Source organism: Thalassomonas sp. RHCl1 (genome assembly GCF_947387555.1).
Taxonomy (GTDB): Bacteria; Pseudomonadota; Gammaproteobacteria; order Enterobacterales; family Alteromonadaceae; genus Thalassomonas.
Map to the genome: position 1 here is coordinate 406,797 of NZ_CANDNZ010000006.1, position 15,028 is coordinate 421,824.

Below are 15,028 nucleotides of genomic sequence, written 5' to 3' on the forward strand. Positions count from 1 at the left end.
CCAGCCGGGAGAAAAAATCTCCCGGCTGGTTTGTTATTTTCGGCTTGCTATCGATTGGACAAAAGCCTGCTTTAAGCCATGTTATTAAGCGGCCAGTTGCTGCTCCTGCTCCTGCATGTTGAAGTCCAGGTAATAAGCGGCGCAGTTTTCAATAAAGGTTTCAACATCGATGCGTGCCGCCAGGGTTCTGACGCCGTCCGGCATTACCGTGGTTTTACCCAGTTGCTGGCAATCGAGGCCGCGGCGGTTAAGCAGGGAGAAAATTTCCTGGGAAACCACTATGTACCAGTGTTTGATATTGTTCTCCAGCGAGAATTGCAGCAGTCCCTTGATCAGCATGTCACATAAGGTAAATTGCTGGTGTATCTTAAGTTTTCTGAACTGGGCATCTACCGCCAGGCGGGTGACTTCAACGCTGTTGTCGAGAAATTCATGATCCCTGCCTTCGTTAATCAAAAAAGAAAAAGTATCGGTCAATAACCAGGGAGAATGCTTGGGGGTGACGCGCATATAAGCATTCACTTTCTGGTTCTGGGAAATAACGATATGGTTGCTGGCAAAATCGAATTTATCGATTTCTAAACGGTTATCTTCTTCGGCAACCCATTCAAGCTCTTTGGCAAAAACATCATGACGTAACTTATAGCAATCAATTAATAACTTGTGTTTTTTAGAAACTGCTAAATCGAAACCGTTTTCTTGCATAAAGATATTGTTTTCCATTACTTCACTTCCTTCGTGTCAATAATTTTGATTAATTCGTCTGTTTGCTTGCTTGAGATAAATGTAATCAGTAAAGGCAAATGAGATAACCGACCCTATGGACAGCTGTACCACCGGACAGGGTAGTGTTTCTGTCAAGGTTTTATCTCTTAAAAATTGATTTAAAACAATGGTTTGTTTTTGTTTTGTCTGGCGGTTTTCTTTTGGCTGAATTTTATCTTTTTACTGATTTTAAGCGCTGGTAATGGCTGGTTTTTTCTCCTGACCATATGGACAGGTATGGCTGTTTTTACTGGGGTGAAACAGGACTGAAACAAGAACTGTTCAATATGACTGGCTTATTTTTTTCTTCTGTAACAGGGAGAAAAAATTAAATTTTCACCGGTGAAATCTTTTTTAATTTGCCTTGTGTTTAGCAAAAAATAGTTAGTTAACCGGTATTTCCGGTTTGGTTTTACTTTTGGGGTGCTGTTAAGGCGCCTGGCCGGTGCGATATTGCGCAATACAACGAAAGGGGCTGAAATTCCCTTTCACTATATCCGGGCCTAACCTTGTCGATAATTTTTAACTTCAAGGAAAAATACATATGAAAACCATGGCAAGCAGTTCAATTCGCACCATAGATCCCGGCAGCGAAGATTATGAAAACATCGTCAACCTGGTCACAGAGTCTTATTCAACCATACATAAAGCCGACGTCACGCCAACGCCGGATGAGTTTGTTTTTATGCAGGTAGCAGAAAGCGAGCAGGAAAATTATGCCGGTGCCTACGGTATTACCTATCCCAAATTTAATTGCTTGTTTTCGGAGCAGTACCTGGATCGCCCGGTAGAGCAAATAGCCTATGAGATCACCGGAGACTTTGTCGACCGGCAGCATATTTGTGAAATCGGCTCTTTTTCGTCTTTTGGTTATAAATCGGCAGCATATAAGTTACTGGAGACCTTGCCCCATATCTTATGGTCTAAAGGCATGAGATTTACCCTGGTAACCTTAACCCCGATAGTGGAGAAAATGATCAATAAGCTTGGTTATACCTATCATCCGGTGGGGGTGGCGGATATCAGTAAATTATCAGCCGAACAAAGGGGGAAATGGGGGTCGTATTATGAGCATAAACCGGTCGTTTTTCTGGTCGATATTCTGGAGAGCGCGAAAAGCACCTTACCTTTGCAATTTGGTCGCTTTACTATTGATGTCATTAAAGTGAATCAGCAAATTAGCAATAAATTACTCAATGTGGCTTAAGAATAACTATGATCTTTCATCGATAAAGTGCCTGGTTTTTTAAGATAGTTTAAGTATATCAATTAGATAGTGGGTTTTTCTGGACGACAAAGAAAAACACTTATAATTATTTGTTAATCTTTAGTTACAAATGTTAATACATATTGTTTAAATTATCTTGTAGAGTACACTATACGTAGAATTCAGGATGTATCTACCAAGGCTGCTATTTTATCCCCTTGCCAGCAAGCCGGATAAAATAACGCAGCGAACTCTATCTACCAGGCACTCTACTGTTTTTGTTTGGGCTGAAGGAGTTAACCTCTGTGCTGTAACCCTGATTTGTTTATCACTAAGCAGCTGTTTATTTTATTGATGATAGGGACGTCATTTTGAAAGACAAAAACAAACTTATCCAGATCTTAGATCTGGCCGATACCTGTATCCGTGCCAGCAGCGACTCCGATGCCATTTCCAATATCCTGGAAAAAACCAACGAGCTTATTCCTTTTGAGGCGGCGACGCTGGCCATTGATACCAATGCTGATTTTTCTCTTACCGCCAAGCAGCAGATCTTTACCCAGAATCTTAGTGAGGACTGGCAGGAAATTTACTTTCAGCGGAAATTTTTTAATCAGGATCCTATTCTCAGTGCTGTCTCCAACACCGATTCGGCGGTTGACTGGCGCAGTGCCGTGAGTCAGTCTGAGAATGTCAGCTCGGATTTCAAAAACCTTTCTGAAAAATATGTCGGCAGTGACGGTTTGTCTATCCTGGTCAAAGCCGATGTCGGCTCAACCTTGCTTTCTTTTGTGATGCCCGAAGGCAGCATCACCCCCGAGCACAGTCAGCTCATTGAATATATTGCCCCCCATGTCCATGAGGTGTTTAACCGCCAGGGGGAAAATATGCGCCGGGGCTTATGGCAGCCTAATTTATCGGCGCGGGAGCTGGAAGTGCTTAACTGGGCTAAAGAAGGCAAGAGCAACTGGGATATCTCCCTGATACTGGCGATATCCGAGCGTACGGTAAAGTTCCACTTTTCCAATATATTCAAAAAGCTGGAAGTGCTTAACCGTTCGCAGGCCATCGCCCGGGCGATTCATTACGGGCTGATTTCGGTATAGCCGATATCAACCGTGAGGGGGAATTTCCCCTCGCCGCATTGCGGTAATCTCCCCTAAAGCCGCGTCAACATTGATGTTTTATCTCCTGATTTAACCGTGTTTTCTCCCCGTAAAAATAAGCGTTTTTAAAAAAGTGCCCCGGCCTGACTTTTCGGACAGGTGTCAGCCAAGCCCCTCCGGCATAGAATTTCCACACTGATATTCATTAAACATAAACCAGTGGGAACAGACCATGACAATTAAATCGCTTATGAAGGCCGTACGTATTCATGAATACGGCGGAAAACAAACCTTGCTTACCGAGCAAATCACTTTGCCGGACATTACCGCCAACGAAGTATTAATCGAAGTCATTAATACCAGTGTTAATCCGGTGGACTGGAAAGTTCGTGAAGGCTGGCTGGCGGATGAAGACCTGCACCAATTGCCTTTAACCTTAGGTTGGGATGTCGCCGGCAAAATCACTAAGGTCGGCGGGCAAGTGGAAAACTTTAAAGTAGGCGACGAAGTTTATGCCTTTGCCGACTTAACCCGTGACGGCGCCTACGCCGAGTATATTGCCGTGGACGCCTCCGCGGTATCTGCCAAGCCGCAGAGCATCAGTTTTGCCCAGGCGGCAGCCGTGCCGCTGACCTCATTAACCGCCTGGCAGGCCATTCATGAAGAAGCACAGGTAAAAGCGGGCGACTCTATCCTGATCAATGGCGCCAGCGGTGGTGTCGGCAGCTTCGCAGTGCAGTTTGCCAAAAAAGCCGGGGCCAAGGTAACGGCCATCGCATCCGGTGCTAACCATGATTATTTACGTGAGCTTGGCGCGGATGAAGTGATTGATTACAACGCCCCGGATTACCTGGCAAGCCTGGGGCAATTCGATGTTGTGTTCGACATAGTAGATAACGATATGCCGGGTATTTATGACCGGGTTAACAGCGACGGCAAGTATGTCGCCACCTTAAAAGAGCATGACATTCCCGAGCAGTTTACCTTTGGTCATTCACGTGTCCTGGTGATGCCTAACGGCCAGCACCTGACAACCATCCGTGAGTTGATCGACAACAACGAAATCCGGGTACCGGCCATTGCCGAAATGCCTTTCGAGCAAATAGGTGAGGCACATGCGATTTCAGAAACCGAACATGTACGCGGCAAGATCGTTATCAGCATCTAGTCGCTTTCACTTTGAAGTAAGAATAAAAACAACAATAAAAATAAAGGAAAAAATCATGAAAAAATTAACTTTATGCTCAGCTATTTTTGCCGCCATCACAGGTTTTGCTGCCAGTGCCGGTAGCTATCCAGCCAATGTTATTGAAAGCAAAGTGATCAAAGGTCATATCACCACCGGGGTAAACAATTACTGTGGTAAGAAATTGTTTAAATTCCCGGATGCTTATGAATCCCTGAATGATCTTTCTTTCCAGTTTGTCGGTCAGTATGATCCCGATCCGAATGCCCAGGATGCCATCCGTTTAAGTGCAGACAATTGCCAGGACGATACTATTTTGGCCTCGACCACAGATCCGGGCAACGTTGCCTGGTTGCAAAGCTTTTTAGATATGCCGGATGCCGATCCGCGCTTGAAAAATATTAAGCTGATGGACAAACCTACCTATGTTGATTTAGTGGGTAACCATGGTTATATCGACCGTACCCGTCCCGAGCATTCTAACCCTGTGCCTTATTTTGACGGTCCCTCGGAAGACATTACTTTGGGTGAATGGTCTCAGGCCCGCGGTAAATATGCCTTTACCTGTTATGACGACGGCTCGGCTAAAACCGTTGCCCGTTTCCGCAAGCTGTTCCCCAATACCATGTATTCGATGTTAGGGGTTTGGGACAATGCCGGTCAGGTGGTGGTACAGCCGTTTGGCGGCCTGCCTAATGTTTTCATTACCGATAAAAAAGGCCGCGCCCGTTATGAAAAACACGTAAACGGTTGTCCGCTGCGTCCCAGCGATGACGGCAGCGAGCTGCTTTACCTGATCATCAGCTGGCACCCGAATGCCTCGATCACCGGTGCTTCCTCCTTTATTACTACCGCGAAGGCGACCGTGATTGACAAAGACGGCTCAACTTATGAGAGCACGCAACCGCCGGGCATAGTGATCCATGATCAACTGATGTTTCCTTTTAGCAAGCTGGTAAAAATTGAAGACTAACCAGCAAGGTTTATCAGAAAGGCCGGGTTTCCGGCCTTTCTGATCACCGCCGAATAAGAACTGACTAAGGACAGACAAATGAATTCAATAGATATCCAGTCATTATCAATTGACACACTTGTGAGCCTGATCGCACAGGGACAGCTGACCAGCGAACAGGTTACCGAGCATTATATTGCCGAAATCAAGGCCATTAATCCGAAGATCAACGCCCTGGTGCGCCAGGCGGATTTTGATGAGTTAAGGGCCCAGGCAAAAGCCGCCGATGAGGCGGTAAAAAACGGCGAGTCCTTAGGACGGTTGCACGGAATTCCCTTATCCATTAAAGATATGTGTAAGGTAAAAGGTTTTAACTGCACCTTAGGCACTTTAGGATTAAAAGACTTTGTTGCCGACACGGATGCCACTATTGTCGCCCGGTTAAAACAAGAAGGAGCGTTAATTTTAGGGATCACCAATACCCCGGAATTACTGATGGCTTTTGAAACCGACAACTTACTTTATGGCCGCTGTAACCATCCCCTGGATACTGACTATTCTCCCGGCGGCAGCAGCGGCGGGGAAGCGGCGCTGATCGGCGGCGGCGGCTCGCCTGCCGGTATGGGCTCAGACTCCATGGGCAGTGTCCGTGTGCCGTCCAGCTATTGCGGCATTGCCGGTCTTAAGGTGACCCAGGGAAGATTACCGCAAACCGGCCGGGTGCCGGAAGAAGGCGCGGGTTTGCATGTCAGGAGCGCATCTTATGGCCCCATGGGCCGATATGTCGATGATGTTGCTTTATTGCTTGATATCACCCATGGCCCCGACGGTATAGATCCCAACTCGCCGCCTGTGTTATTGAACAATTACCGCGAGGTGGATTTAGCCGCTTTATCTGTGGCCTGGTATGACGATAACGGCATCAGCACGCCGGATGCTGAGGTAAAAGCGGCGATTGCCAAAGCGGCGGATAAACTCGGCGGGAAAACGAAAAGCTGTGAATGGGCAAGGCCCGATTGTTTGGATCAGGTCGAAGCCCTGGCATTGGAAACGATCGCCTTTGGCGCCGATGCCGGGCGCAGTTGGGCCAACGGGGCAAAATTGTTGGGCACCAAAGAAAATTCGCCTTTGTTCGATGCCTTTTTAACGGCGGCACAAAGCTGTGATATCAGCTTAACGGAAATGCGCGGCCGCTTGCGTACCTGGGACAAGTATAACTTCACCATGAACGCCTTCAGTGAAAAATACGATATTACCCTGTGCCCGGTGACTCCGACCACGGCCTTTAAACATACCGAGTCGAGCAAAAATATCCGTCAGTTTACCTATACCATGGCCTACAGCCTGACCGGCCAGCCGGTGGCGACGGTAAATATCGGCAACGACAGCCGGGGTTTCCCTATCGGTATCCAGATTGTCGGACGTTTATGGTGTGAACATCAGGTGCTGGCGGTGGCCAAATACCTGGAAAACACCTTAGGCGGTTATCAGTTAACACGGAAAAGCTTAGAGAAAGCTTCTTAAGGACAAAAAAACATGAAAAGTTTATTAATCTTGATCGCCTGCGGTGTTATTTGGGGATCTCAGTATATTTTTAATGCCGCGGCGCTGGCGGAAGTTGACGCCTTGTGGATAGCGGCAAGCCGCTCGACCATAGGGGCCATATTCCTGATTGTTGTCTGCCGCTTGCTTAAGCTGGAACGATCGCCGGGTAACTGGCCGCTCATCGCCCTGATAGGCCTGCTTGAAGCAACCGTGCCATTTCTGTTGGTGGCCTGGGGCCAGCAAACCACGCCGCCTGCTTTTGCCGCGGTGATCACCGGCACCAATCCGCTGATCACATTGTTGCTGGCGCCTTTGGTACTGGCAGGCACCCGGATGACGACAAAAGCCGTGGTGTGCAGTTTGATCGGTTTTGGCGGTTTGCTGTATTTATTCTGGCCGCAATTACAGCAACAGGGCTTAACCGAATTTGCCGGTTCCTTTGCGATTTTGGTTGCCGCAGCCAGTTTTGCTCTAAGTTTGTTACTGGTTAAGCGCCTGGAGCACTTGCACCCGATAGTGCTGGCCCGTGATGTGATTGCCGTTTCCGCATTGCAATTACTGCCGATGGCGTTGATCTGGGGCACTGTTCCTGTTGAGATGCCCAGCCTGACCAGTGTCGGCTCAGTGTTATATCTCGGGGTCTTCTGCGGCGGCCTGGTGTATGTTCTGTTTATGACCCTGATTATGGATAAGGGACCGACGTTTGCGTCCTTCAGTAATTACCTGGTACCCACGGTCGGTGTGCTGCTATCCATGTTGGTGGCGGATGTTGCCCTGGATAACCGTATCTTTATCAGTTTGCTGATCATCATAGGTTCCATCTATCTTTATCAGCTGGATTTTAGTTTTAATAGTAAGTCGGCTAAAAGCACAGCCAATGGTTTAGGTGAATTTCAGGAGGAAAAATGATGTTAGCAGTGAACGGCATAGATCATATTAATTTAAAGGTGGCAGACCTGGCAAAAACCTGTGAATTCTATCATGAGTTATTCGGCTTTGAAGAGCTCAGGGATATGCCGGAAGTGAGCGGGAAAATTATCGGCAATAAGCAGGCGAAACTGGCCCTGTATCAGGTCGATGGTTTTGAAAAGTATGAAAAACACGGCTTTTCCCACGTCTCTTTCCAGGTGGACAATTTTGAACAGGCACTGGCGGCCTGTGAGAAAATACAGGCGCCGATAAAATATAATGGCATCCTGGAATGGGAAAAGTCCCGCTCCCTGTATATTCTCGACCCCAACGGTTATGAAATCGAACTGGCGGAAGTCTGGGGCGGGGGACTGTAGTACCTGATTATTATCGCAATGTTTGCTTGTTTATAAACGCCATAAAGGGGCTTTGCTCTCTTTATGGCGTTTTTCTTTGTTCTTGTTATTTCATCACTTTTTCAAATTAAAGCGGAAAATAATTGCCATACCTGTTTTGTCGTACAGTTTTTAATTTCTCCCTTCTCTTTAAGCTATGACTCATCCCCCTAAAAATTAAGAATGAGGTGTTATATGAGTTATAGATTGTTAGACAGAGAGCCGGGTGAAATTCAAATTATTGAAGCAGATGCCAATGCCCGGGTAGAAGATTTAGATAAAGAGCAAGTATTAAACTGGATGAAAGCATATGGCGCGGTTTTGTTCCGTGGTTTTGATACCAGTATCGAGGCTTTTTCAACTTTAGTAAGAAATGTCAGCACCCGGGTCACTTTAGATCCCGCCAGAAACCATGCCTCTGACAGCGCCCAGCTGGTGGATGCCGGTACCGATAAGGTAGGTTTACACCTGGAAAACGGCAATGCCCCTATCTTGCCTCATCTGGCCTGGTTCTACTGTAAAAAAGCCGCGAAAGCAGGTTCGCAAACCACCTATTGCGACGGCAATGCGGTATGGCCAACGCTAAATGAGCAGGCGCAAGCCTTGTTCGCCGGTCAGCGTATCAAGTATGCCCGACGTCTGCCGGAGAAATTATGGAAAAAATACACCCACAGCGAGCTTGACGGTATCGAATCACCGGAGCAGGTCACCTTTGCCGATTTGCAAACCCTGGGTGAGCGGGTGGAAGGACAGAAGTTTACCCTGCTGGAAAATGACGATGTTTATTCTGAATTTTCCGTATGGGCGGTAAGAAAATCCCTGTTCAGCGATGAAAAAGGTTTCTCCAACAGCCTGTTGGGTCCTTCTTTCAACTACGAGCCGCCGGTGATCACCATGGAAAACGATGATGTGATCCCGGATGAAGTTTGGCAGCACATCGAAGAGCAAACGGATCGCCTGACCCACAATATCGAATGGCAAAATCACGATATCGTGTTACTGGACAATACCCGGGTGATGCATGGCCGCCGCGAGATCATAGATACCGACAGGGAACTCTACAATGCCTTGAGTTACGTTGCGTAAGCAAAACAAGGTATGATTTTTAAAGGAATAAACAACAATGAAAAATAATAGTTTACGTGCGCAAATCAACCGCTTTCTCATGGAAGATGAGAACCGCACTGTTTTTAAACGTTGCGGCACCAGCCTGGCGATAGATAAAAATACCATGGCGCAAACCGTTAAAACCAGCGCCGAACGCCTTAGCCAGGAAGGTATCGACCTGTCGAAGATGACGGTGGCTATTGCCCTGGATCCGTCTTTTGACTGGATTGTCTGCGACCTGCTGTGTATCCAAAGTAATTCCGTCAGCATTCCTATCCCCACGGAATTCACCGACAGCCAGATCGCGCATTTATTGCTGCCGGCAGAATATTGTTTTGTTAACAGCATGGATATGGCAGAGCGTATCGCCAGTGCAATACCCGAGATCGGTATCTTATTCCCCGACGGTCAGGTGTTTAAACGGGCGAGCAAACAAACCGATGTCGAAGAATTTAAGGCGTTAAAGCAGCAGGATGTCATTAAGATCATCCATACCTCGGGCACGACATCGGCGCCTAAAGGGGTGTTGATCCGCGATCAGGGCTTAGGCTCGTTAGTGGCGACCTTACTGGATATCTATAAGCACCTTGACGGTATGCATTATTATTCCATGGTGCCGTTTTCCCTGCTGATCGAACAGGTACTGGCGGTTTATCTGCCCCTGCTGTCCGGCGGTTCGACTTCGCTATTGCCTTCCGGGTTACCGCCGTTCAGTACCCAAAGCGGTATTGCCGAGCGTTACCTGGCGACTATCGCCTATGCCGACATCAACTGTGTTTACCTGCCGCCGAAACTGCTGGAAGAAACCCTGGAGCACTTGCGTAAAGACAGCAATGCCAAACGCCGCTTCTTCGGCGAGCCGCAGGCAACCATTATGACCGGCGGGGCAAAAGTTTCGGTGAATATATTGGAAGAGCTGGCTGGCTTTGGCGTGGTGGTTGATGAAGGTTACGGCCTGAGCGAAAACTCTTCCGTGGTCTCCCTGAACCGCGGCGCAGAAAGAAAGCTGGGTACCGTCGGCCGGTTACTGCCGGGCATAGAAGGCAAGATTGTTGACGGCGAACTCTTGATCAAGAGCAATACCTTGTGCGCCGGTTATTCCAGCCGGGATGTTTCATCGTGTGAACTCACCGAAGACGGCTTTTTGCATACCGGGGACATTGCCCATTTTGATGAAGAAGGTTACCTGGTGATCACCGGGCGTAAGAAAAACGTCATCATCTTATCCAATGGCCGCAATGTCAGCCCGGAATGGGTGGAAGCCACCTACAAAGAGATCGACGGCGTTGCCGATGTCGTGGTCTTCGGTGAAGCGCAGGAAGCCATCAGCGGCGTGATCTTTACCCAGGTTGCCAGGGATGAAGAAGCTGAACTGCTGGCGCAAATCCAAGGGATCTCCAAAGATCTACCCAGTTATAGCCGCTTAAGCGAACCTAAGCTGGTCAATCTCGACGGTGAAACCCGTAAAAGTTATTTCACCGTTACCGGACGCCCGAAACGTGAAGCCATTTATGAGCAATTTATGCTTGCCAAAGCCTCTTAAGGAAAAGAAACATGACAACCAATATTGAACAATTTAACGCACATGCCCCTAACAGCTGGCAGCAGGAATTTATCGGTAAAGTGGTGATTAAAGCGAAAAACGCCACCTTAACCTATCAGGACGGCAGCGAGGCGATCGACCTTGCTTCCGGCGGCTTCGGCCACCAGCAGGCGGACATTACCCAGGCGGTGAAAAAGCAGGTGGCGCTGATGCCGCTTTCCAACCGGGTAATGATCAGCCCGACGCTGGCGGAATTTGTCAAAACCTTGGATCAGGCAACACCTGCGCCCTTATCCGTCAGCTATATCTGCAACTCGGGAGAAGAAGCCTTTGACGGTTCGTTAAAACTGGCGAAAGGCCTGCACCGGGACCGCTTCAAAGTAGTGGTGGTGCGCGGCAGTGACTTTGGCAGCCTGAGTTTTGCCAGCTTGTTTAAGGAAATTGATGCCCCGACCCTGGCCCATTTACCGTTAAAACCGGTTTTTGTCGAAGCCAACGATGAAGAAATGTTGTTGCGCGCCATAGACGATGAAACCCTGGCGGTGGTTTATGAGCCTGTGCTGGTCGGTGATGATATTACCGTGTTAAGCGCCGATTATTTGTCCTGCATGCGCGAGCTTTGCCACCAGAGCCAGGCGATTATGATCGCCTATGAAGTCAATTCCGGTATGGGCCGGTTTGGTGTCGACTTTGCCAGTGAATTATCCGGTATCAGCCCAGATACCCTGGTGCTTGGCGGTGCGTTAAACGGCGGCTGTGTACCGGTCGGCGCTTATGTTACCCGTAAAGCCATTAACGATACCGTATACGGCGATAAAAACCCTTCTTTGCACGGCAGTACCACAGGGGGAAATCCTGCCAGCTGTGTTGCCGGACAAAAAGCGGTAGAAGTGCTGCAAAGCAAGAAGCTCAGCGCCAGGCAAGCGGCTTTGGGGCAAAGGTTCAGCCAGGAGCTGATGTGCCGGGATAAGGTGGAAGTGAAACACCTGGGCAGTTTGGTATTGCTGAATTTTGCCAATCATAAGCTGGCGGATAGTTTCCGGCAGCAGGCGGTAGCGGCAGGTATTAATATTGCCCGGGCCAAAGATAACACCCTGACCCTGAGAGCGCCGCTCACCATTACCGACCAGGAAGTGGATACCGCCATTGCCACCCTTAACCAGGTAGCGCTGAATTTATTTGAAAATAAGGAAATTGCCTAATGAACCGCGAACAAGTCATCGACGTATGTGACAATAACTGGAACCCGACCGCCGCGACCATGTATCGCATCAGCCACAGAACCATGGAGCAGTCGGCGCACGGCCAGTGGATCCACGACAATGAAGGCAATAAATTTTTGGACTTTGCCTGCAGCTACGGCGTGTTTATTGTCGGCCATACCCAAAGCTATATTCAGCAGGCGGTACAAAAGCAGCTGGATCAAGTGGCGATTAAACCTTACGGCAGCTGCGATGAGAACACCATTAAGCTGATGGCTAAATTAGCCGAGATGCTGCCGGGGGATCTTAACCGCTCTTATTTTTGTAATTCCGGCGCCGAAGCGGTGGAGCTGGCGATGCGCGCTGCCTTCGAGGCCAACCCCAAGCGCAAGAAAATGGTGGTGATCAGCGACAGTTATCACGGTAAAACCCTGGGGGCTTTGAATATTCTGGGGCAAACCGGCCACCGAACGCCGTTTACTCCCTTGATGGAAAATGTTGAATATGTGCCGTTTGGCGACATCGCCGCCATGAAAAAAGCCATTGGCGACGGTGTCTCTGCCGTGTTTATCGAACCTGTACTCGGCGGGCCATATTTGCAGGTGCCGCCTGCGGGTTACCTTAAGCAGATCGAATGTCTGTGCCGTGAAACCGGTAGTTTGCTGATTGCCGATGAGATCCAGACCGCCTTTGGCCGTGCCGGTAAAATGTTTGCCATTGAATACGACAATATCGTGCCGGATATGATCATCTTGTCAAAAGGCTTAACCGGCGGGCATGCCGCCATTGCCGTGACGGTCATGAGTGAAGCTCTTGAGAGTAAGCTGATTGACGAGCAGGGTATAGATCCCCGCTTGCTCACCAGCGGCAGCGGCGGTAATCCCTATAATAATACCGCGGCGCTGGCGGCGATAGAGTTTATCGAGCAGCAGGACCTCACCGGCCGCGCCCAGCGCCTGGGTACGCGTTTGCTGACCGGGATGCGGCAGATTTGTGCCGATTACCCCCAGTTGGTGCTGGAAGTGCCGGGCATAGGTTTGATGACAGGGTTAAAATGCGCCAATCCGGCGGTGGAAACGGCGATTACCATGGTGATGGGCAAACAGAATATCCATTTGGGTCATTCCATGAATGAAAAGGCCGCCCATCCGGTGCTGCGTTTTTATCCGCCGCTGACGGTAACCGAGCAGGAAATTGACCAATGTCTGGCGGCGCTGGAGCAAACCATGAAACGTTTAGGTTCACGTCCCAAGCTGATGTTCAAATTATTGAACCAGCTGATCAAGCGCCAATACACCCTGCCGAGGAAATTCCTGTATAAATTAACCGGGGTTAAGCAGGCGGCCTAAGTATACAGGGACAGTGCATGGTTTATTTGATAAACCCGGTAAGCGGACATTTGCCTTACCGGGTTTTCTTATACTCCATTTGCCCCTTAGTGGAGATTTCCCTGTCATTTTTATGCCGCTAAATGGCCAATATTTGATTTAAAATAGCATAAGCGCAGACAGTCTCATCAATGCTTGATCTCATCGTGATTCTTTTCTTTCCCCTTTGTTAATATGCGCGGGTTTTACATCTTATAACCTTTTATTGACTACTGGGGCCGTAATGAAACACGTGTTTTTGCTGCTATTGGCTTTGTTACTACCAAATATCGCACTGGCATCGGGTGCCGTGCATGAAACCATTAATCTGACAGATCACTGGCTCGGTTATACCGCGCTGGCGATTTTTGCCCTGGCATACAGCCTGGTGATCCTGGAAGAAAAATTACATCTTAGAAAATCCAAACCGGTATTGCTGGCCGCCGGCTTGATCTGGATATTTATCGCCGCCTATTATGGCTCCCATGGCATGCCGGATGCGGCCGAGGTCGCCATTCGCCATAACTTCCTTGAATATGGCGAGTTATTTTTCTTCCTGCTTGTGGCCATGACCTATATCAATGCCATGTTGGAGCGTAATGTCTTCGATGCTTTGCGTGACTACCTGGTGGCGAAAGGTTTTACCTATAAGTCGTTATTCTGGTTGACCGGTATTCTGGCTTTCTTTATTTCTCCTATTGCCGACAACCTGACCACGGCCTTGATTATGTGTGCTGTGGTGATGGCTGTGGGTAAGGACAAACCAAAATTTGTCGCCATGAGTTGTGTGAATATTGTGGTTGGCGCCAATGCCGGCGGTGCTTTCAGTCCGTTCGGCGATATTACCACCCTGATGGTGTGGCAAAAAGGCATAGTGCAGTTCAGCGAGTTCTTTGATCTCTTTATCCCGTCTGTGGTGAACTTTGTTGTGCCGGCCTTTATCATGCAATTTGCCCTGCCGGACGGGAAACCGGAGGCAAGTTCAACGCAAATGACGCAAATTAAACAGGGCGGTTTAACGATTGTCGGCTTGTTTATTATGACCATCATTACAGCGGTATCTTTTCATAACTTCCTGCATTTACCGCCGGTATTCGGCATGATGCTGGGCTTGGCTTACCTGAAGTTTTTCGGTTATTACCTGCGTAAGGCCAGCCATAACCATTTGAACAAACTGGAGCAGCCTATCAGCCATACCTCGGCTGATGTAGTCGATGGATATGATATTTTTGACAGTATTGCCAAGGCAGAATGGGATACCTTGTTTTTCTTCTACGGGGTCATACTGGCGGTGGGCGGTTTGGGCTTTATCGGTTACCTGGGGATGGCGTCAGCGTTTATGTACGGGGAACTCGGTGCAACCACTGCCAATGTCCTGGTGGGGATTTTATCCGCGATAGTCGATAATATTCCGGTGATGTTTGCAGTTTTGACCATGAATCCGGAAATGCCTCACAGTCAGTGGCTGTTGGTGACCCTGACCGCAGGTGTCGGCGGCAGCTTATTGTCCATCGGCTCTGCCGCCGGTGTGGCCCTGATGGGGCAGGCCCGCGGTTATTATACCTTCTTCGGCCATTTGAAATGGGCGCCGGTGATCGCTCTGGGTTATGGCGCCAGTATTTATGTGCACCTGTTGTTAAACGGTTAAAGCGTTATACTGCCTTGAGCAGAAAAGTGATGTGCTCCCCGAAAGCCGCTAAAGTTTTTTAGCGGCTTTATATTTAGGGTGAAGGCCTTATAGAAG

At 48.6% G+C, this 15,028-nt stretch carries 13 protein-coding genes; 12 read left to right on the plus strand and 1 reads right to left on the minus strand.

The genetic code is table 11. From position 1 onward, the window contains the following. Window positions 1–84 precede the first annotated feature (84 nt). Window positions 85–723, minus strand: coding sequence for an acyl-homoserine-lactone synthase (locus tag QL234_RS18900; protein WP_281559350.1), 639 nt, complete (start codon window positions 721–723; stop codon window positions 85–87). Window positions 724–1,309: 586 nt separating this feature from the next. Here QL234_RS18900 and QL234_RS18905 point away from each other — a divergent pair. The 12 genes from QL234_RS18905 (at window position 1,310) to nhaD (ending at window position 14,932) form a co-directional block, all read left to right on the plus strand. After that, complete coding sequence (locus QL234_RS18905) at window positions 1,310–1,972, plus strand: thermostable hemolysin (protein WP_281559351.1); 663 nt, start codon at window positions 1,310–1,312, stop codon at window positions 1,970–1,972. 371 nt (window positions 1,973–2,343) lie between these two features. After that, window positions 2,344–3,078, plus strand: coding sequence for a LuxR family transcriptional regulator (locus QL234_RS18910; protein ID WP_044834197.1), 735 nt, complete (start codon window positions 2,344–2,346; stop codon window positions 3,076–3,078). A 232-nt stretch (window positions 3,079–3,310) separates the two neighbouring features. Beyond that, window positions 3,311–4,246 carry an NADP-dependent oxidoreductase gene (locus QL234_RS18915; protein ID WP_281559352.1) on the plus strand — a complete coding sequence of 312 codons (936 nt, stop codon included), beginning with the start codon at window positions 3,311–3,313 and terminating at the stop codon, window positions 4,244–4,246. Between the two features lie 55 nt (window positions 4,247–4,301). Next, window positions 4,302–5,237: a hypothetical protein gene (locus QL234_RS18920; protein WP_281559353.1), complete on the plus strand. Its 936-nt coding sequence runs from the start codon at window positions 4,302–4,304 to the stop codon at window positions 5,235–5,237. Window positions 5,238–5,315: 78 nt separating this feature from the next. Then, window positions 5,316–6,740: an amidase gene (locus QL234_RS18925; RefSeq protein ID WP_281559354.1), complete on the plus strand. Its 1,425-nt coding sequence runs from the start codon at window positions 5,316–5,318 to the stop codon at window positions 6,738–6,740. Between the two features lie 12 nt (window positions 6,741–6,752). Continuing rightward, complete coding sequence (locus QL234_RS18930) at window positions 6,753–7,670, plus strand: DMT family transporter (protein ID WP_281559355.1); 918 nt, start codon at window positions 6,753–6,755, stop codon at window positions 7,668–7,670. Then, window positions 7,667–8,047 carry a VOC family protein gene (locus tag QL234_RS18935; RefSeq protein ID WP_281559356.1) on the plus strand — a complete coding sequence of 127 codons (381 nt, stop codon included), beginning with the start codon at window positions 7,667–7,669 and terminating at the stop codon, window positions 8,045–8,047. Before QL234_RS18930 ends, QL234_RS18935 begins: the two co-directional genes overlap by 4 nt. A gap of 213 nt (window positions 8,048–8,260) precedes the next feature. Further along, a complete protein-coding gene (locus QL234_RS18940; protein ID WP_281559357.1) occupies window positions 8,261–9,151 on the plus strand; it encodes a TauD/TfdA family dioxygenase in 891 nt (296 codons plus the stop codon). A gap of 37 nt (window positions 9,152–9,188) precedes the next feature. Then, window positions 9,189–10,715 (plus strand): AMP-binding protein, encoded by a 1,527-nt coding sequence (locus tag QL234_RS18945; protein WP_281559358.1) that lies wholly within the window; start codon window positions 9,189–9,191, stop codon window positions 10,713–10,715. Between the two features lie 11 nt (window positions 10,716–10,726). Continuing rightward, window positions 10,727–11,917 carry an aminotransferase class III-fold pyridoxal phosphate-dependent enzyme gene (locus QL234_RS18950; RefSeq protein WP_281559359.1) on the plus strand — a complete coding sequence of 397 codons (1,191 nt, stop codon included), beginning with the start codon at window positions 10,727–10,729 and terminating at the stop codon, window positions 11,915–11,917. After that, window positions 11,917–13,266 carry an aminotransferase class III-fold pyridoxal phosphate-dependent enzyme gene (locus QL234_RS18955; RefSeq protein ID WP_281559360.1) on the plus strand — a complete coding sequence of 450 codons (1,350 nt, stop codon included), beginning with the start codon at window positions 11,917–11,919 and terminating at the stop codon, window positions 13,264–13,266. The genes QL234_RS18950 and QL234_RS18955 overlap by 1 nt, the downstream gene beginning before the upstream one ends. Window positions 13,267–13,528: 262 nt before the next feature. Further along, window positions 13,529–14,932: a sodium:proton antiporter NhaD gene (gene nhaD / locus QL234_RS18960; RefSeq protein ID WP_281559361.1), complete on the plus strand. Its 1,404-nt coding sequence runs from the start codon at window positions 13,529–13,531 to the stop codon at window positions 14,930–14,932. Window positions 14,933–15,028: the final 96 nt, after the last annotated feature.

Coding starts and splice junctions, on each gene's coding strand:
- QL234_RS18900 (WP_281559350.1), bottom strand. CDS start 723: ATGGAAAACAATATCTTTATGCAAGAAAACGGTTTCGATTTAGCAGTT.
- QL234_RS18945 (WP_281559358.1), top strand. CDS start 9,189: ATGAAAAATAATAGTTTACGTGCGCAAATCAACCGCTTTCTCATGGAA.
- QL234_RS18935 (WP_281559356.1), top strand. CDS start 7,667: ATGATGTTAGCAGTGAACGGCATAGATCATATTAATTTAAAGGTGGCA.
- QL234_RS18905 (WP_281559351.1), top strand. CDS start 1,310: ATGAAAACCATGGCAAGCAGTTCAATTCGCACCATAGATCCCGGCAGC.
- QL234_RS18920 (WP_281559353.1), top strand. CDS start 4,302: ATGAAAAAATTAACTTTATGCTCAGCTATTTTTGCCGCCATCACAGGT.
- QL234_RS18925 (WP_281559354.1), top strand. CDS start 5,316: ATGAATTCAATAGATATCCAGTCATTATCAATTGACACACTTGTGAGC.
- QL234_RS18955 (WP_281559360.1), top strand. CDS start 11,917: ATGAACCGCGAACAAGTCATCGACGTATGTGACAATAACTGGAACCCG.
- QL234_RS18950 (WP_281559359.1), top strand. CDS start 10,727: ATGACAACCAATATTGAACAATTTAACGCACATGCCCCTAACAGCTGG.
- nhaD (WP_281559361.1), top strand. CDS start 13,529: ATGAAACACGTGTTTTTGCTGCTATTGGCTTTGTTACTACCAAATATC.
- QL234_RS18930 (WP_281559355.1), top strand. CDS start 6,753: ATGAAAAGTTTATTAATCTTGATCGCCTGCGGTGTTATTTGGGGATCT.
- QL234_RS18940 (WP_281559357.1), top strand. CDS start 8,261: ATGAGTTATAGATTGTTAGACAGAGAGCCGGGTGAAATTCAAATTATT.
- QL234_RS18915 (WP_281559352.1), top strand. CDS start 3,311: ATGACAATTAAATCGCTTATGAAGGCCGTACGTATTCATGAATACGGC.